The organism is Helicobacter pullorum (assembly GCF_900638355.1).
GTDB classification, from domain to species: Bacteria; Campylobacterota; Campylobacteria; order Campylobacterales; family Helicobacteraceae; genus Helicobacter_D; species Helicobacter_D pullorum.
On sequence record NZ_LR134509.1, the window covers coordinates 1,269,870 to 1,288,935 of the forward strand.

18 protein-coding genes are annotated in these 19,066 nt (G+C 34.9%); 7 read left to right on the forward strand and 11 right to left on the reverse strand.

Annotated elements, in window-relative coordinates:
* The first annotated feature begins 6 nt into the window (after window positions 1-6).
* The 3 genes from EL247_RS06205 (at window position 7) to EL247_RS06215 (ending at window position 3,344) form a co-directional block, all read left to right on the forward strand.
* Window positions 7-1,620, forward strand: a complete 1,614-nt coding sequence (locus tag EL247_RS06205) for a lytic transglycosylase domain-containing protein (protein ID WP_126442121.1) — start codon at window positions 7-9, stop codon at window positions 1,618-1,620.
* 197 nt (window positions 1,621-1,817) lie between these two features.
* Window positions 1,818-3,170 carry an NAD(P)/FAD-dependent oxidoreductase gene (locus tag EL247_RS06210; RefSeq protein WP_060660976.1) on the forward strand — a complete coding sequence of 451 codons (1,353 nt, stop codon included), beginning with the start codon at window positions 1,818-1,820 and terminating at the stop codon, window positions 3,168-3,170.
* A gap of 12 nt (window positions 3,171-3,182) precedes the next feature.
* Window positions 3,183-3,344: a YgaP family membrane protein gene (locus EL247_RS06215; RefSeq protein WP_081301888.1), complete on the forward strand. Its 162-nt coding sequence runs from the start codon at window positions 3,183-3,185 to the stop codon at window positions 3,342-3,344.
* On the opposite strand, the gene EL247_RS06220 is transcribed toward EL247_RS06215, so the two are convergent.
* Together EL247_RS06220 and EL247_RS06225 are read right to left on the reverse strand one after the other, a co-directional pair.
* Window positions 3,341-4,615, reverse strand: coding sequence for a peptidase U32 family protein (locus tag EL247_RS06220; protein ID WP_005020578.1), 1,275 nt, complete (start codon window positions 4,613-4,615; stop codon window positions 3,341-3,343). The genes EL247_RS06215 and EL247_RS06220 overlap by 4 nt on opposite strands.
* Window positions 4,616-4,620: 5 nt before the next feature.
* Window positions 4,621-5,337 (reverse strand): hypothetical protein, encoded by a 717-nt coding sequence (locus EL247_RS06225; RefSeq protein ID WP_005020576.1) that lies wholly within the window; start codon window positions 5,335-5,337, stop codon window positions 4,621-4,623.
* A gap of 184 nt (window positions 5,338-5,521) precedes the next feature.
* Here EL247_RS06225 and EL247_RS06230 point away from each other — a divergent pair, with 184 nt between their 5' ends.
* The 4 genes from EL247_RS06230 to EL247_RS06245 all read left to right on the forward strand — a co-directional run bounded on the left by EL247_RS06230 (window position 5,522) and on the right by EL247_RS06245 (window position 9,597).
* Window positions 5,522-6,688, forward strand: a complete 1,167-nt coding sequence (locus EL247_RS06230) for a sugar transporter (RefSeq protein WP_104745917.1) — start codon at window positions 5,522-5,524, stop codon at window positions 6,686-6,688.
* A 108-nt stretch (window positions 6,689-6,796) separates the two neighbouring features.
* Window positions 6,797-7,564 (forward strand): NAD+ synthase, encoded by a 768-nt coding sequence (locus EL247_RS06235; protein ID WP_054194709.1) that lies wholly within the window; start codon window positions 6,797-6,799, stop codon window positions 7,562-7,564.
* A complete protein-coding gene (locus EL247_RS06240) occupies window positions 7,565-8,695 on the forward strand; it encodes a DegT/DnrJ/EryC1/StrS family aminotransferase (protein ID WP_005020573.1) in 1,131 nt (376 codons plus the stop codon). It abuts the gene before it with no gap.
* A gap of 2 nt (window positions 8,696-8,697) precedes the next feature.
* The gene (locus tag EL247_RS06245; RefSeq protein WP_040499519.1) at window positions 8,698-9,597 is read left to right on the forward strand and encodes a tetraacyldisaccharide 4'-kinase; all 900 of its coding nucleotides are present in this window, start codon (window positions 8,698-8,700) and stop codon (window positions 9,595-9,597) included.
* A gap of 8 nt (window positions 9,598-9,605) precedes the next feature.
* Here EL247_RS06245 and EL247_RS06250 read toward each other — a convergent pair whose 3' ends face one another.
* The 9 genes from EL247_RS06250 to EL247_RS06290 form a co-directional block, all read right to left on the reverse strand.
* The gene (locus EL247_RS06250; RefSeq protein WP_060660973.1) at window positions 9,606-10,325 is read right to left on the reverse strand and encodes an energy transducer TonB; all 720 of its coding nucleotides are present in this window, start codon (window positions 10,323-10,325) and stop codon (window positions 9,606-9,608) included.
* Entirely contained in the window at window positions 10,291-10,674 is a 384-nt protein-coding gene (gene exbD / locus EL247_RS06255; protein ID WP_005020570.1) for a TonB system transport protein ExbD, read from the reverse strand. The genes EL247_RS06250 and exbD overlap by 35 nt, the downstream gene beginning before the upstream one ends.
* Window positions 10,667-11,095 (reverse strand): TonB-system energizer ExbB, encoded by a 429-nt coding sequence (exbB, locus tag EL247_RS06260; protein WP_005020569.1) that lies wholly within the window; start codon window positions 11,093-11,095, stop codon window positions 10,667-10,669. The genes exbD and exbB overlap by 8 nt, the downstream gene beginning before the upstream one ends.
* A gap of 275 nt (window positions 11,096-11,370) precedes the next feature.
* Window positions 11,371-13,029, reverse strand: a complete 1,659-nt coding sequence (locus EL247_RS06265) for an McrC family protein (protein WP_104745919.1) — start codon at window positions 13,027-13,029, stop codon at window positions 11,371-11,373.
* Between the two features lie 16 nt (window positions 13,030-13,045).
* A complete protein-coding gene (locus EL247_RS08640) occupies window positions 13,046-14,890 on the reverse strand; it encodes an McrB family protein (RefSeq protein ID WP_232019743.1) in 1,845 nt (614 codons plus the stop codon).
* A 108-nt stretch (window positions 14,891-14,998) separates the two neighbouring features.
* Window positions 14,999-16,855 (reverse strand): dihydroxy-acid dehydratase, encoded by a 1,857-nt coding sequence (gene ilvD / locus EL247_RS06275; RefSeq protein WP_104745920.1) that lies wholly within the window; start codon window positions 16,853-16,855, stop codon window positions 14,999-15,001.
* 14 nt (window positions 16,856-16,869) lie between these two features.
* The gene (locus tag EL247_RS06280) at window positions 16,870-17,397 is read right to left on the reverse strand and encodes a hypothetical protein (protein WP_054197547.1); all 528 of its coding nucleotides are present in this window, start codon (window positions 17,395-17,397) and stop codon (window positions 16,870-16,872) included.
* Complete coding sequence (locus EL247_RS06285; protein ID WP_005020559.1) at window positions 17,394-17,912, reverse strand: hypothetical protein; 519 nt, start codon at window positions 17,910-17,912, stop codon at window positions 17,394-17,396. The genes EL247_RS06280 and EL247_RS06285 overlap by 4 nt, the downstream gene beginning before the upstream one ends.
* Window positions 17,912-18,964 (reverse strand): hypothetical protein, encoded by a 1,053-nt coding sequence (locus EL247_RS06290; RefSeq protein WP_054197546.1) that lies wholly within the window; start codon window positions 18,962-18,964, stop codon window positions 17,912-17,914. Before EL247_RS06290 ends, EL247_RS06285 begins: the two co-directional genes overlap by 1 nt.
* Window positions 18,965-19,066 lie beyond the last annotated feature (102 nt).

A 19,066-nucleotide genomic window follows, 5' to 3' on the forward strand; every position in this document is an offset into this window, starting at 1 on the left:
TAAAAAATGAAACTTGTTATTGCCTTACTCACTCTATTATTTTGCCTTGTTGCAAATGCAAAAGATATTACATTAGAATATTTAAAAAATCAACCCAAAGGAATTTCACGCGACTTTTATATTTGGCTTTTTTTACAGCAAAATATCACCCCAAAAGAGGCTACTCAAGCTTACAAACTTGCCTCAAGAGAAAATGCAAAAATTTTTAGTTTATACTATAAAAAGGGAGATAATAAAACCCTATCACGTAAAACTATCTGCCAACAAATGCCATTACCCAAACTCCTTAAACAAGATACACAATGTATTGCCTTTAGTCTAACACTCAAAGAATCTCAAACACTTGATAAAAAAACTCTTTTAAACCTCTCTAAAAAACTTGAAAAACAAGATAAAATGTTATCAACTCACCTTAGAATCCTCGCTTCTAAAGATCCCTTTTTAAATCTCATAAAAACCGATTCCAAAACTTTTGCAAGTTTCTATTTCAATGTTTCACAAGAACTAAAACAAAAGCTCAATGCCCCCATACCAAAAGCTACACTTATCCAATATATTTCACAAAATAACATTGCCTTTATGAGATTCTTGCGTCAAGTAATTATCAATCCCAATATGCAAAACCTAAATTATTCTTTAACTCAAATTTCACCCAAAGAGATTCTACAATTTTTAGATGATGAAAGTGCTTTTTATTTGGGAATAAATGCTATCAAATACAACAATGCTCAAGATTCATTGCAATATTTTTTGCATTCTAGCCAAGTTGCAAAATACACTTTTGAAAAAAATCGTGGAATCTTTTGGGCTTATCTTGCTAGCAAAGATATCAATTATCTCCACAAACTATCCCAATCAAAATCTGCTGATATTTATACTCTAGCAAGCTTAGAAATCACAAACAACACTCCACAATTTGAGATTCTCTATGATATAAAAACACCAACCACTCTTGCAAAATGGAATACAAAAAATCCTTTTGAATGGGAAATTATCAAAGATTCTTATCAAAAAAATCCATCTCAACCTATTCTCCAAAAAGTCTATCACTCTGATACAAAACCCCATTTTGTTTGGCTCAACAAACAAAAAGATAAAGAATACTTTCTCAAACCCTTTGCTGAAATTCTTAGCCCTTATTCCAATGACACAAAAGCCCTTTTATACGCATTAGGACGACAAGAAAGCCTATTTATTCCTACGGCTATTTCTACTTCCTATGCATTAGGGGTAATGCAGCTTATGCCCTTTAATGTAACAGCACTTGCAAAAAAATTTAAAGAAGAAAACAAAATTAGCTACCTAGATATGTTTGATCCTGCAATCAATATCCCTTATGCGGAATATTTTACACGCCCACTTATCAAAGAATTTAAACACCCCTTGTTTGTTTCTTATGCTTACAATGGCGGTCCGGGATTTACTAGAAGATTACTTGCAAAAAATCAACTTTTTAAAAAATCAAATCCACTAGATCCTTGGTATAGTATGGAAATGATACCCTATGAAGAAACAAGAAAATATGGGAAAAAAGTCTTAGCAAATTACATTATCTACCAAAAAAGCTTTGGCAAAGACATAAAACTCTTAAATTCCCTCCAACAAACTTTACTCTACTAACACTCTCTAAAGTTCTTCTTTAGAGTGTTTATATTTTTCACAATTTCTATCAAATTACCTTTGCTACTTCTCTATATCTTATCGCTTCAAACGCTATTTAGATTAAAAAATAATTTACTTTTTGTGACTTTATCACCTCTTTTCAAAAAGCTTATATATTATAATTATTCCATATCAATTTATTATGGAGTAAAATTATGCAAGACAAAAAAATAAGTCGTCGTGATTTGTTGAAAATAATGGGGGTAAGCGGAATAGCACTTGGAACATCAACTCTAATGCCAACAGCCGCTCAAGCTAAATCTACTTTAGCTCCAAATATTGCAATCATTGGTGCTGGGCTTGGAGGCATTTCACTTTCCGCAAAACTCATCAAAGACTTACCTAATGCCAAAATTACAATCTTTGATGCAGACCCCATTTTATACTATCAGCCCGGTTTTACACTCATTGCAGGTGGAATATACAACAAGCAAGATACTTTATACAAAAAAGAAGAATTGCTTGATAGCAAAGTAAAGTGGATTAAAGAAAACATTTCCCTTGTAAATCCCGATAACAAGACATTAACAACTACAAGCAATCAAATATACAACTATGATTATCTCATCATCGCCACTGGAACCACCTATGAATTTGAAAAAGTCAAAGGGCTTGATGAAAATATCATCAATGATAAAAACACAAATATTACAACCATATACACCGCAGATGGCGCACTAAAAGCTCAAGAAATGTTTAATAAAATTGAAAAAAGTGGTGGTAAAGTCCTCTTTGCAGAGCCAAATACCGCTATCAAATGTGGTGGTGCAAATAAAAAAATTTACTTTTTATTAGAAGATAGATTAACCAAACAAGGCTTGAGAGATAAAGTTGAAATGCACCTTTATGCAGGTGGAAATTCTATGCTTTCTAGTCCTATACACGCAGCAATGATAGAGCAATTTTTCATAGGGCGAAATATGCCATATTCCAAACAACATAATTTAGTAGAAATTGACACAAATAACAATATTGCCACTTTTGAAAAAATGATGCCTTACACTGAAAATGGAATCTCCAAAATAGCAAAAGAGAGAATCCAAAAACCTTTTGATTATTTATTTATGATTCCAAGAATGACAACTTCAAGTTTTATAAGCGATTCTGGACTTGCTATTACAAAAGGGGATGTTGCTGGACACTGGGTTGATGTAGATCAATACACATTACAACACAAAAAATATCCACATATATTTGCCATCGGCGATTGTGCAGGAATCCCAAAAGGAAAAACGGGTGCTAGTATCCGCAAACAATACCCTGTAATTGCAGAGAATCTCATTGCACATCTCAACGGAGAACCTCTAAAGGCAAAGTTTGATGGTTACACCGCTTGCCCCTTATTAACAAGATATGGAAAAGCCGTTATGGTAGAGTTTGACTATAAAGGTGCAGCACCAAGCTTACCTTGCTTTGGAGCAACAAGAGAAAGTTGGTTAAATTGGTTTGTAAAAATTTATCTTATGAAACCAATGGTAATGAGCGGAATGATTCACGCAAGAGCTTAAAAAGGAGAAAAAATGAGCAACTTAGATAAAACTATTCGATTAATCATAGCAATGGTACTTTATTTTATCTTTGGCTTTGTATGCCAAAGCTGGTGGTGGCTTATCTCACTACTTCCACTATTAAGTGCAGTCTATGGATATTGCCCACTTTATAAAATTTTCAAAAAAAGTTAAATTTTTTGACGCAGGAAGCTAAAAGGCGGGAGTGAGAGTGGAAGCACAATCCTATTTTCATTCCCGCTATGAATAGATTCTAATTCCTTGCCATTTTCAAGCAAAATTTTATCAAACCGCATAAACTTTTTATCTCCATTGGTATAAATCTCACCCAATTCGTTTTTACCCTCATTGATTTCTTTGTTATGCGAACTTACAATTTCTTTGGATTCTCCCACTCTAATAGTATGCCGACAAAGTGCAAACTTCCCATCTTCACTTACTTCAGCATTGACTTGATAACTTCCCTCGCTAATAGCTGTAAAATGATTTTGTGTATTGTTTTTTTCATAGGGACGATGTATCAAATATCCATCACTAAAGCCTCTATTTTTTAGCGTTTCAAGCTCTTTTTCATACTCTTGCAATCTAAAATCTCCCTTAAAATACCCATCAATTGCCCCCCTATAAGCTAAGGCAGTAATTCCGGCATAATAACTAGATTTTGTCCTTCCTTCAATTTTCAAAGAATCAATCACCCCGCTTTCTAATATCATTGGAAGATGCTCTATGAGTTTTAGATCTTTGGAATTAAAAATATGCGTCCCTATGCCTTCTTCTTCTACAAGTCTCATCATTACACCATTATCGGGATTACGCACATAATATTCATAATCAAATCGACAATCATTTGCACAACTGCCTCGATTTGGGACACGCCCACTTTGCAAAGCAGAAATCAAACAGCGTCCAGAAAATGCAAAACACATACTCCCATGCACAAAAATCTCTAACTCTAAATCTGGTAGAGCCTTTTTAATTTCAATAGCATCCCTCAAGCTTAATTCTCTTGCAGCAACTATTCTTTTTACTCCCATTTCATAGAAAACTTTTGCATCTAATACATTCAAAACATTAGCTTGCGTGGATAAATGAATAGGAATTTGTGGAGCAATTTCTTGTGCCAGCTTCACAACTCCGGGTGCAGCGACAATAAACCCATCGGGATTTAATTCTGCCATTTTTTGAATATGCTTCTCTAAAAGCTTGATTTGCGAATTAAAAGGAAAACCATTGATGGTTACATAGATTTTCTTACCTCTATTGTGTGTGTATTCTATTCCTTCTTTGAAACTCTCAAAATCAAACTCTTTACCAGAGCGATTCCGCAAGGAAAAATGGCTTACTCCACCATAAACTGCATCCGCCCCATATTCTAAAGCTATTTTTAATTTCCTAAGATTCCCCGCTGGTGAAAGAAGTTCTGGTTTCTTTAATTCCTTATTCATTAAAATTATTTTCCAAAACTTGCAATCAATGCTTCAATATCTTTTTCATTCACCACATTTTCTGTTTTATCCCCTTGGATATGCACCGCTGAGCTTACTCGCTTTGTATCATCAATTTTGCCCTCAAATAAAGAACTCATATATCTTGAAAGCGCACGCATTACATTGATAACGCGTTCAATCTTTTGGCGATGAATGTCTTGGTATTGCATAATATCCATTGCCTCTAATGAAGCATTGCTCACATCCTGCACTGCATTAGTAATCTTACCTACCACTCCTCTAACCTCTGCAATCTCTTCTAGTTTTTGCGAAAAGGTATGAAAATTAGGAAACTTTGAATGAAGTTTTTGCAACATATCTTCTTGCGAATTAATAAAGTTTTCAATCTTTGCTAATCCTTCTTCTATATCCATTCCTGCATTGCTAATAAGCTCTAATTTGTCAAAAGTTTCTGTTGCTTTGACTTCCGAATCTCTTGTAACATCATCTAATTGATGCACCACTTTATGTTCTACTGTTGGTGGTGGTGGTGGCCAACTCGCATCTGAATCGATTCGAAAATCTGCTGCCTTTACTCCTTTGCTTTCATCAATTTTCCCATGTTTATCCTCAAATTGTTCTTCTGGCACCTCTTCTTTGGCTTCTACTTTTGCTTCTTGTTCATCTGCCTCATCTAATATATTTTCATTTAATAATGCGTCTAATTCCTCTTGTGTCATTGATCAAACCTCAAAATGTTTATTTTTTGCAATTATACGATTAAAATTTTGTAACTTTTATTAAAGATGAAAAGTTTTATTTTTTATTGCCCAACACTTTTTGTTGCAAAACTTTAAAGTTAAATAGAATCTTTTCTGATAAAATTCGCAATTTTATTTTCTAATCACTTTTGAAGGCAAAACAATGAAAAACACTTCATTAAACACTTGGCTTGGCGTCATTGCAATTAGTCTTGGTGCTTTTATCCTTAATACTTCAGAATTTGTTCCCATCGGGCTTTTGAGCCTAATTGCACAAGATTTTCAAATGAGTGAAGCAAAAGTTGGCTTCCTTATTTCAATGTATGCTTGGGTTGTTGCTCTAGCCTCTCTTCCTTTAATGCTTACTTTTTCAAAAGTAGAATTAAAAAGATTGCTTCTTTGTGTGATGGCTTTATTTGTCATTAGTCATATTCTATCTGGTATGGCAAATAGCTATACAATGCTTATTGTTTCAAGGATTGGAGTAGCCTTTTCTCATGCGCTTTTTTGGTCTATTGCTACTCCTATGGCTGTGCGTGCTGCACCAGAAGGCAAACAATCCTTAGCATTGAGCTTTGTTGTTACAGGAACTGCCATTGCATTTATTGCGGGATTGCCATTAGGACGAGTTATAGGATTGTATTTGGGTTGGAGAACAACTTTTTTGGTAATTGGAGCAATTGCCTTTCTTGTTATGCTTATAATTTGGAGAGTTTTCCCTACAATGCCAAGCACAGGTGCTATCTCTATCCGCTCTTTGCCACAGATTCTAAAAACTCCTCATCTTTTAGGGATTTATCTCCTTACAATCCTCCTAACTACCGCACATTTCACAGGATATAGCTATATTGAGCCTTTCTTAGCTAAAAGTGCAAATTTTGACAAAACAGATATCACTCTTATTTTGGTAGCATTTGGTGCAGTAGGCTTTTTGGGCAGCTTCTTATTTACAAAATACCATGATAATCATACTTTAGGATTCACATACTTTGCAATTTTTGGTATTACTTTTAGCTTATTTATCCTACATCTTGCTTCTTATAATCCTTTTTTGATGATTGTTGCTTGTATTTTTTGGGGATTGTGTATTACAATTTTCAATCTCACTTTTCAATCCAAAATCATTCATCTAGTTCCAAAAGCCACTTCTATTGCCATGTCTATGTTTTCTGGAATTTATAACATTGGAATAGGCAGCGGAGCATTTATTGGCGGAATTGTAGTGGATAAGCTTAATGTCAGTTTTATTGGGTATGTAGGGGGTCTTATAGCATTTTTGGGTTGCATTTATTATATTACAGCCAAAAAACCTCCAAAGGCTATCAAGTAATGACAAGCCTTCTTAAGATGATAGATTATTTTAAGATAACTATAAAATAATAATTTTTTAGATAAAATCTTAACTTCAATTTTAGATTCTAAGAATAGATGGAGATTTATGCGTAATTACCAAAAAATCATTGAAACTCTAGTAGATTTCCTCCAAAAAAAAGTCAAAGAAAAAGGCTTCAAATCAGTTGTGTTTGGATTAAGTGGTGGGATAGATTCTGCGGTTGTTGCGGTTTTATGCAAACAAGCATTTGGTGATAATATTCATGGAATCTTAATGCCTTCCTTGCAATCTTCAACCAACAGCATTCAAGATGCTCTTGAATTATGCGAATCTTTTAAAATCCCCTATTCCATTTGCCCCCTAGAAAAACCACAAAAAGCTTTTTTGCAAACCTTAGAAGGCTTACAAGATAATCCATCAAGAATTGGGAACTTATGTGCAAGAATCCGTATGATTTATCTCTATGATTATGCTTTTGCTAATCAATCTTTAGTCATTGGCACAAGCAATAAAAGCGAGATTCTTCTAGGATATGGAACAATTTTTGGAGATTTAGCCTGCGCAATTAATCCTATTGGGAATCTTTATAAAACAGAAATTTTCAAAATCGCTAAGATTCTTCAAATCCCACAAAGTATCCAAAATAAAGCTCCGAGCGCCGATTTATATGAAGGGCAAAGCGATGAAAAAGAACTTGGCTTTTCTTATGCCATTCTTGATGAAATTATGTTATCATTAGAAAAAGGGCTTTCTAAAAAAGAAATGTTAGAAAAAAATTTATCTAAAACTGCTATAGAATTTGTTTTGCAAAGAATGCAATTAATGGAATTCAAGAGAAAAATGCCCGAAATTGCTTCTTTGGAAGGATTATAAATGCTAAAAATTCCCTATTTTATCCCCGATATTACAGAAAGCGAAAAAAATATTATTGCTAATGTATTAGAATACCCAAGCCACAATATCATTTCTGAGTTAGAAGAAGAGTTTAAAAAATACATTGGCACAAAATATGCTGTTTCTGCTATTAGCGGCACTGCTGCTTTCCATCTTTGTCTCTTTGCAATGGATATTAAACGCGGCGATAAAATACTTTGTTCTATCAATTGTCACCCAAGTTTTCCAGAAATGATACGACATTTTGATGCAGAGCCTATTTTTGTGGATATTCAAGAAGATACTTTTGAAATTTCTTATGAAAAATGCAAAGAAGCCTTAGAAAAAAACAATACCAAAAAATTGCGTGCAATTATTGTTAGCCATATTGCAGGACAAGTTTGTGAAATGGAGCCATTTTATCAACTAGCTGATAAATACAATATCAAAGTCATTGAAGATGCCACAATGGCTCTTGGACTAACACACAATGGCGTCAAAATCGGCAATCAAAAAAGCTTTGCAACAATTTTTAGCATTGTTCTTGATTCTCATAATCCAGTCGCGCAAGCAGGATTCCTTACCACTCAAGATGAAGAAATAGCTTCAAAAGCAGCCCTATTAAGATACCATGGAATCGTTAGCGAAAAGGTTACAAGCATCCGCCCACAATATCTTTATGATGTCATAGGCATTGGCAATAAATATAATCTTAGTTTTTTAGATGCCGCACTCTGCCTTAGCCAGCTAAGACGCATTGAACATATTATCCAAAAACGCAAAGAAATTGCGGATTATTATATGCAAAGTTTAAAAAATGCTCCACATATTTCTATGCCGATTATCAAAAACGAACACATTTTTTTTCATTTTATTATCAAAATCGATAAAAATCGCGATCACTTTGCCAAAGAACTCAAAGAAAGCGGTATTGAAACCGCCTTACATTTTGTCCCTCTTCATCTTTTGACCTACTACAAAACCAAATACAAGCTCAAAATAAGTGATTTTCCAATTGCACTTAAAAACTATCAACAAATATTAAGCTTACCGATTTATAGCGCAATGAAAAAAGAAGATATTGATTATGTTTGCAAAGAAGTTTTAAGACTTGCAAACCAAAGGGTATAGTTATGAAAACATTAGAGCGTTATTTTCTTGCACCTAGCCCTTTACAAAAAATGCTTTCTTTTTGTTTATTGCCCTTTAGTATAATTTATTGCATTATAGCTACCACAAAACGCAAAATAGCACATTTTGAAGATTTTAATATTCCTATTATTAGTGTTGGAAACCTTGTCTTAGGGGGAAGTGGAAAAAGTCCTTTTATTATAGAAATCGCAAAAGATTATGAAGATTGCTTTGTGATACTAAGAGGATATGGCAGAAAAAGCAAAGGGCTAAAAATAGTTAGCCAAAAGGGCGAAATCCTAGAAACTCCAAAAACAGCAGGTGATGAAGCAATTATGCTTGCAAAAATACTAAAAAATGCCTCTGTTATTGTTAGTGAAAATCGCAAAAAAGCTATCTTAGAGGCAAAAAAAATGGGTGCGAAAGTCATTTTCTTAGACGATGGATTCCGCTTTAATTTCAAAAAACTCAATATCTTATTAAAACCAAAATTAGAACCCTATTTTGATTTTTGTATCCCAAGTGGCGGTTATAGAGAATCCAAAAAAGCCTACAAAGAAGCGGACATAATAGCACAAGAAGGAATTGATTATAATAGAAAAGTAGAACTCCTTTATCCCACAGAGAGAATGTTGCTTCTAACTGCGATTGCAAATCCTTCAAGATTAGATTCTTACCTTCCTAATGTGGTTGGAAAAATTATCTTAAAAGATCATTCCTATTTTGATAAAACAAAAATTTTGGAATCTTATGCCACGCTCAATGCAACTTCACTTTTGGTAACTCAAAAAGATGCGGTAAAATTAGAAGAGTTTGGTTTGCCCCTTTCTATTTTGCAGCTTGAATTATCCATTGCACCAAATATCAAAGAGCAAATCAAAAATTATATTGCAGCTAATTAATTTTATCCTTAGGTAAGAAGATACTGAATGGGTATTTGAATGATTACATTATTTTTTGGGATTGGAAAGTCATTAGTAGCTCTCATGATAGTTTTAATAGCGGATTTATCCAACAATTGATGCTGAGAAGATTCAATAATCCTAACATTTTCTAGCCCACCTTCTTTTAATAAAGTAAATTCCACCATTACAATACCCGTCATTCTTAACATTCTAGCTTTTCTTGGATATTCCAAATTCTTATCAATTGCCTGCTTTACTGAAATCAAAAAAGGATCATTCACTTTCCCAAAAGTCAATGTTTCTGGAACATTCCCCATTTGCTTTGGAGTTGCTAAGGCATTTTTAGCTTCAGTTGCCATTTCTTTTGTATTTTCTACATTTTCTGTTGGTTTAATAGGTGTAGGTTGCACAGATTCTACTTGTTTAATAGGCTTAGCAATAGGCTTTGGTTTGGGCAATGGTTTTTGGATAGGTTTTGGCTTTTCTATTGGAGTTGGCTTAGGGGTTACCTCTTCTTTTGGTGTTGGGAGAGGCTCTTTTGTGGAGGGAGAAAAATGAGAAAGGGAAATCGCAATAGCCCGAGTCTGCAATCCCACATCTTTAGGAAGAAAGTTTTTAGCAGAATAAAAAATTCCAAAAAATAATATCGCATAAATTCCACTTGCAATCAAAAAAGAATGCAATGTAGAATTATTGTTGTTGTGTTGCAATACTGAAGTTTTCATGCCCTTTTCCTTTTAAAATATCAACAATTTGGATAAAAGTCTCAAATTTTGCATCTTTATCACTATGTAATTCCACCATAGTTTTAGCTTCCAAACTCTCTAGCTTCACTTTCAATTCTTCTAAGCCAACCAAACTATCATCCAAATAAATTTGATTCTCTTTATTGATGAGAACTTTTACCTTTTTTTCATCTTTTTGTTGCTCTTGATTTGCACTTTGTGGCAACTCTATTTGAATCTTGCCTTGTGCGATGAATGTCGAAACACTCAATACAATCGCCAAAAGCACAAGCATAATATCAATAAAAGGAACAATATTTAAAGATTCATTTTTAGGAATCTTAATCATTGTTTTGCCTTGTTTTATAAAGATTGCTAAGAAGAGTAATCTTCCTATAAAGTGCGTTATAAGCAATTAAAGTAGGAATCGCCACTGCAAGCCCCAAAGCCGTTGCCTTTAGCGCAAGAGATAAACCAGTCATAATCTCTTTTGTATCAATATTTCCGCTTAACCCCATATCATAAAAAGTAATCATAATCCCAATCACAGTCCCCAAAAGCCCGACATAAGGTGCATTAGAATAAATAATATAAAGGGTAGTAAGATTTTTTGTAATTGAATCATCAAAAGATTCTTGAGTGGGATAATCACTCAACTTAACTTTAGAAAAAAATATAACCCGCTCAATTGTCAGCCACAACGCAATAAATCCCATAATTCCTAAAATACCAAAAATCGCATAATCAATAGTTTCTTTAAGAATTTCCATTTCTAACCTTTAATATTGAAAATAATTATTATTTTATCAATAAAAGCATTAATATTTTTTTAAATAGAAACAAACCATTCATTTATTTCAATAACACAAGCCTGCAACAATGGTTTTTGGAGCTAATTAGCTTAGGGAGATAAACTTCCAATCTTTAATTTAGCCTCTTTTTATTCTTAATCTTTTCTTATAATATCCATAAAGTCTTTGTGGATTTTATGGCTTTTTGGCTTTTGTATCTTACTCTGCTAAATTAATGGGGATTATAATCAATATTAATCTGTAAGCGGAAAAAAGGCGACAAATAGGGAAATTGCCCCATTTTCTTGATTTTCTTCATGCGTTTTGTGGCTTTTATTATGCGGTATGCTTGCTTTGAAATACCATTGCTTAGGCTGTCCTCGCGTAGGTTTTTGCCATTTTTCTTGCAATGCTTTTGTCCTCTCACAAAGCGGATAGATAAGCCATACTTTAAGCTGCTTGGGTTTGTTTGCTTCTATCTTTTTATAATCGATGCTAGATTCTAACTCTGTAATTTCTGGGGCTTTTTTAGATTTTATCCCTTTAGAATCCAACTTAGATTTTGTATTTTGGAGAGTGGATTCTAGAGCGTATTTGCTCGCATACGCCCACATCTGATATACATCGCTTTGGGCGATACCATATCGCTTTTCATCATTAGTAGAATCTGGAATCTTCCATTTGGTATCAAGGATAAGAATCTCACTTTCACTTCGCATTATCACATCGGGCTTGAGTTGGAATATATCCACTTTTTGGAAATCCTGCATAAAATGATATCGTTGCTCTTGAAACTTTATTTCGTGATGCTCTATGCTGCGCCCCAACCAATGCCCCACAAAGGATTCAAAAAGTCTCTCCATAGGAAATAGCAAGGCAAAAGCCCTCTCGCTCCCGCTGTATGCACTAAAGCTCTTTTGGCGTAAGAAAATCGCACACCACAAAAGTACTAGCTCATATTCTTTGAAGCGACGCATACTTTTGCATTTGGCAAAATCACGCTCTATGTGGCTACTTGGCGTAATCTCTTCAAAAATAAAGTAGAGAGAATCTAGCTTGGTGCGTGTTTTTGGGCTTAAAGAAAGAGTGTGTAAAAACTCTAATGTGCGTTTGATGAGGCGATTTGGTGCAGAGTTCAGGCTATATTCATCGCTTTGTGTGAAAAATCGCTCTTTGTGGATAAGGTTATGCTTAATTTGTTCATTAAATAGTAATTTACCTTTGAGAAATGCCCTATTTTGTGCGATTTCTCTATAATCGCTTTTAAGCCCTCTGTGGATAAGTCGCTCTAGCTCAGCAAGAAACATTTGGATAAAAACCTCTAGTAGAGGGAGGTTTAGGCTTTGCAAGGAAGCAATATGACTTTGTTTAAAAGGAGAGTCTTTAAGCGTGGCAAGGCAGTTAAGCAAAATCTGCTTAGACTGGCAAATGGAGCATTGTAACTTATCTTGTTGGGCATTTTGGTTTTTGGATTCTTTGTTTTCTGCTATTGTTTTGGGATTTGAGGTAATGTGTTTTAGACATTCTTCAACCTTTGTAGCAAATTTTTGCTTACCAAACTTTATTTTTGGAGCTTTGTTCGTATTGTCTTTATGATAATCACACAAATTGTCTCCACCAAAATCTTTATTAAAAGTTTTTGGTAATATCTCTACACAAAAGCCACTTTTGGTTTGGATAAGCCCGACATAATTTTGGGCTTTGAGTGTGTTGCTTCCCCAAAAACGCAAAAAACTTCCATTATTCTTTTGTTTGGCAAACTCCTGCAGTTCTGCAAAGATTTTTTGGGCTTTAGATTCTATAAAATTTAAACTCTTATTCTTAGACCTACAAAACTTATCAAGGCAAATTTTTATATCATCTTGTGTGAAACTCTCATATTCGGCAATATGAAGAGTGGGTAAGCTTGGCATAAACTCTACTTTTTAATTAGTCTTGGTTAGATTCTGTGTTTTGAGAATCTTTAGGTACTTGAGTTGCATTATTATATATTTTTTCAAACTGCCACGCCCGCCACTTACTGGATTCTATAATCTCATACACCACTTTTTCAGAATCTAATTCACTAAATTTGCCATCAAATAAATCGCTAAATTGTGATTTATTTTTTTCTTTTATCATTCCATTATCATTTAGCACCGCAATAATCTTGGCATAATCATCATAAAAATACTCCTGCAATAGCGGGATAATTTTGTTTTTAAACACTTTGCACAAATCCTCTATACTCTCAACGTCCATAAAATAGCTATGCCCGATTGTATGCTCTCTATCAAGCAAAAACTCTATGCGATTATTCATAGATTCTAACAGTCTATCTAACTCAATAGTATTTCCGCTATCGCTAATTTTTTTATCTTTTAAGTATTCAGAATCTGGCATCATCTCCACAAACTCAAACCGTCTACGCAATGCAGTATCTAGCAAGGCGATACTCCTATCAGCAGTATTCATCGTGCCGATGATATAGAGGTTGCTTGGCACACCAAAAGATTCTCCGCTATAAGGCAATGTAAGTTGTAATCCCTCACTTTTTCCTATACGCTTGCTAGGCTCAATAAGCGTGATAAGTTCACCAAGAATCTTAGCGATATTCCCACGATTGATTTCATCGATAATGAGAATATAGGGCTTATCTTTCCCCTCTAATGCTTTTTTACATAGATTCTTAAACACACCATTTTTTGTTTCGTATATCACAGTACCATTTTTCACACTAGGCTTTATCCCCTCGACAAACTCCTCATAACCATAGCTTTGGTGGAAGGTTACAAACTCTATTTGTCCTTTTGTCCTAAAAGCTTTAAATGCTTCGTTTAAAATTTTTCTATCCTCTTTAGACGATACAAAAGATTCTGTGTCATCTTTGGCTTTTTCTAAGATTCTTATAATATTCTCTCGTGTTATGGCTTCGGTATCCATTTTAGATTCTATTTTATGTTCTATCTCTAGCACAAAAGAATCTTTATATTTTTCACTTGTGAGAATCTCCAAAGTCTTATTTATTGTACTATATGTTTTCCCTGTACCGGGTGGTCCATAGAGGATTTGATTTAGCGGGATATTTCTTTGGTTGTTTGGTTTATTTAGCATAGCATCTCCTTGTGGTGTGTTGGTTTCTACTTTAGATGTGCCTTTTCCATATTCTTCCCATAAAGGTTTAGAAAGTTCCTGCATCATTTCCTCAAGCGTATATGTTTTATCCTTTAAAATTTTTTTATAAATCTCACTTACTGCAAGATTTTCATCCTTTAGCTCATTTTTGGCAATTCTTTCTAATACACCCTTATTAAAAATATCTATAATCTTTATCTTATTTGGATCTTGATAATAAAAAGCTATTGCCCATTTGTACGAATCGTAGTCTGGGATTAGATTAATGCTTTCTATCGTGTCTAGGTCGCCTTTCTCGGAAGCTTCTATAATGGCTATGATTTTTTTCTTGATAACCTCAAAGGCTTTTTGTGGGTCATTGTCTTTATCGTATATCCGTTTTAACCAAACATAGTTTTTGTCTTTAGAATAGCAAACCTGCACATTTTTATTTGTATTATATTCTTTGCCACCACAAAAACAAATACCTGACTTTAGATTAGCTAGACCTCCAGCAGGTCCGCCAATATGACCAAATTCAGTTTTATTTTTTGTCCGATGCTCAAGCCAATAGGTAAATTCATCTTTTTTATTGCCTGTATATTCCTCTAAGCTCATCTTGCGAACGCTTTCTAATGACCATTTTTCTTGAAATTCTTTAAATATTTCTCTGTCACTCATATGCACTCCTCATCTATTCTTTCAAACATTCAATGACCAAAAACACCTCACAGAATCTAATCCCAAATCGTATGCTATTAAGCAAACTATAATATGCTTTTTACCCCCTCACAGCTCCGTTTTTAAGACAGCACCATTTGCGGCGTTGCTGACAAGCAAAGAGTAGCGTTTGAGCCATTTGCTTGTGATATTTTTATCTTGCATGATTTTCTGTGCTACGCCTTGCTCTAGCCATTTTGCCCTCCTAGATTCTAGAATCTTAGAATCTACTAGTAGCTCCAAACTCCCCTTTGAGACTGAAATCTCTATCTCATCGCCATCCTCTATGAGTGCGATTAAGCCTCCCTCTGCGGCTTCTGGACTCACATGCCCGATACACGCCCCACGCGTCGCCCCGCTAAATCGCCCATCAGTGATTAACGCCACACTCTCCCCTAAGCCCATGCCCATTATAAGGCTTGTGGGACTTAGCATTTCTTGCATTCCGGGACCCCCCTTTGGTCCTTCATAGCGGATTACCACGACATTGCCACTTTTTACCTTACCCCCTGCGATGCCCTTAATCGCCTGCTCTTGGGAGTTAAAGCAAATCGCTTTGCCCCTAAATTCTTTCATAGATTCTGCTACGGCTGCAACCTTTAGCACCGCTCCTTCAAGGGCTAGATTCCCAAAGAGAATCTTTAAGCCCCCTACTTGTGAGTAGGCATTTTCGTTGGTGTGGATAATGTTGGTATCTGTGATTTTTGCTCCATTGATTCTCTCACCCAAAGTCTCGCCTGTGATAGTGAGGGCATCTAAATACAGAATAGATTCTGAAACGCTCTCCCCACAAATTCTAGTATTTGCGGTGGTGCTTTGGGAGTTTTTGCAAGGTGTGGGGGTAGGAGTTACCCCATCGGTAATGACTGCCCCCAAACCTTGCAAATCTGCGGAATGATTACCCAAAGACGAATTTCTTTTAGCTACTTCATTCATCACTGCACTCACTCCTCCTGCCCTATTAATATCCTCCATATGCACACTACTAAGCGCCGGGGCGATTTTAGCGATATGGGCTACCTTAGCAGCGATGGCATTAATGGATTCTAGGTCAAAGTCCACGCCCGCTTCCTTGGCAATAGCAAGCATATGCAGCACGGTGTTTGTGCTGCCACCCATTGCCATATCCACGACAAAGGCATTATGCACCGCCTTGTGATTTAAGATATTGCGGAATCTAAACCGCTCACTTGCTTCAGAATCTAGTGCAATCTCCACGATTCGCCTAGCCGCCGCTCTAAGTAGCTCTTCACGCTCTTTACTCAACGCCGGTATCGTGCCATTACCCGGGAGTGCCACACCCATAGCCTCACAAAGTGTATTCATCGAGTTTGCAGTAAACATACCGCTACAGCTCCCACCACCCGGACAGGCATTGCACTCTATCTCATGCAGTCGCTTCTCATCTATTTTACCACTTTCATACGCCCCCACCGCTTCAAAGGCAGAGTTCAAATCCAGCACACTGCCATCATCTAGCTTACCAGCTTTCATCGGACCGCCACTCACAAAGATTGTCGGCACATTCACACGCAGCGCCCCCATAAGCATTCCGGGCACGATCTTATCGCAGTTTGGGATACAAATCATCGCATCAAGGCTATGGGCATTCATCACCGTTTCGATACAATCGGCTATCAACTCGCGACTAGGCAGAGAATAAAGCATACCATTATGCCCCATAGCAATCCCATCATCCACGCCAATGGTATTAAACTCAAATGGCACGCCCCCGGCTTTGCGTATCTCATCTTTGATAATCTCAGCATATTTGTTTAGGTAAAAGTGCCCGGGGATAATGTCTACATAGCTATTTGCCACACCAATAAAGGGCTTGTTAAAATCAGAATCTTTTAGCCCTGTCGCACGCAATAAACTTCGGTGCGGGGCTCTTTGGTAGCCTTTTTTAATCACATCACTTCGCATAAGTTCTCCTTAAATTAAGTTTTATTGAGATAATAAACATCTAATCGAAAAGAAAACACCAGCATTTTGCCCTCTTTTTCGATATGAATTGGAAAATTTAAACGCATAATAGCTTTAAAATTTTGAGCTATTTCAAGTGCTTTTTTAAGTGCTTGAATATCTTTAACCTTTCCACTAATTACATAACGCTGCTTCCAATAATCCCCCTCCAAAATTGGCTCTCCATCTGCTACAATCCCTGCTGTATCGAAAATAATTCGTAATTTTTCTTCGATTTCTTGTTGAGTAATTTGGTATTTAAATCCTTCAAGAATCTCTGCATTATTTTTTTGATATTCTGCCAAAGATTGCTTTTCTAAATCGCGTTGTTTTTGTATTTGTTCGAGTGTAAAAAGCTCTTTGCGATAATTTGCATTAGTGTTTCTAAAAATATCCAACTGAGGCTTTACAAATCCGACAAAAACCCCCGCCACCAAAAAAAAATAAAATACAAAAAAGAAAGTATTCCTTACCCAATCAATCTGTGCAAAAAAAGCCTTCATTGAGTTTTCTCCTCTTGATTAAGCTTGCTAACAGAAACAAAGTTATACCAACCATTAGAAAGCAAATAAAAATCGGCTCTACTTTGATTAAAAATAGATCTCAATGGAACTTCTAGCAAAAAAGTATAAATCTGTTTTGATGGCGTTGTCCCATAAAGAGTAAGTTGATACTGCTCCATTTGAATTTTGTTAAGTGTGATTTGCTCTGGTATCATTTCAAAAAGATTAATAATGCTATCTTTTAGCATCAGATTCTGTTTGGCAATAAATTCTCCAAAATGCACAATTTCCTCTTCTTTGACTAAAAATTGTTGAATACTCTTTATTTCTTCTAAAGTTGCTTTTTGTTCATTGATGGCTTGAATCGCACCATTTTGCATGAAATACCCTTGAATCTTCAACATCACAACAAACCCAACAAAAATAAAAAGTGTCAAAAAAATATAACCCCACCAAATGCGAGAAACCTTTTTTAATAATGTTTTCTTGCTTGGCGAAATAAAACTATAATTCATTATACTTCTCCCTTTGCCTCAAAGAAACAATAAGATTCAAAGCCTAATTCTGCTAGTATTTCTGCGACATTACAAGGCGTGATTTGAACTTCCAACATTGTAAAATTTTGTATTTGTTTTAATGTTTCTTCTTGTATATCACAAGGATTAAATATCACAATTTCTCTAATAAACTCACTCTCATAAATTTCATTATTATAAAATTCATTAATAGCAGATTGAATAAATTTAGATGCCATACTCACGCGTGAAAAATCATCCAAATCTTCATCAGAAGAATCTTCCAAATTCTCCTCTTTTGCCTCATCTCCTATTTCTTCATTTTCGCTTTTAAGTATTTCGATTAATTCATTATCGCTGTGTTCATTTGCCACATCAACTTCTTCTATTTCATTTAACTCATCTTGAATATTATCCTGAATATTTATTTTTTGTATCTCATCTTCATCTTCACTCAATGTATTTTTAACAATCTTTAATTCCGAATCAATCTCACTTTCTAAAACATAATATCCACCAAACAAAACTTCTTCATTTTGTTTTTTTACAATCATAGTCATATTAGAGCGTTGAAAAAGAATATAGAGCCTACAATCCTCTTGAGGAATCCTTTTTGCCAAAGAATAAAGCACCAAAAAAGGCGAAACAATAAAATCTACACCCGTTTTTAAAAATCGTTTTTGTGTCTCTGCAATACCATCTTTTGCGATATAAACTGACCAATTATTATAAAAACTTTTGCTTACAACCTCATTGATATTAATACCATACTTAGCAAACTCCTCTTTATTGCTGGTGCTAATAGCACCTTGCACGATAGAAGAAGATTGTGTTGCAATGTAGGTAAAAGGATTTTTTGTGCGAATCTTTTTGATATATCTTACTGCTTGAGCGGACAACTCCCCCGGGATTGTTTTAAATATCTTAGTTTGTGTCTGAAATTTTTTATTACCTTTATAAAATTGCGCAACAATTTTGCAATTCTTATGATCAATTTCAACCCCGATAATTATAGTTGAGAAAAAATGTCGGATTGTTTTTGAGAGATTCATCTTTAATTCAACCTTCAAACTTCTTTTTTGTATAGTATGCAATTTTGCCTTAATAATAAACTAAATTTTTTCACTTTTATTATAATGTTATAATTTATAAAT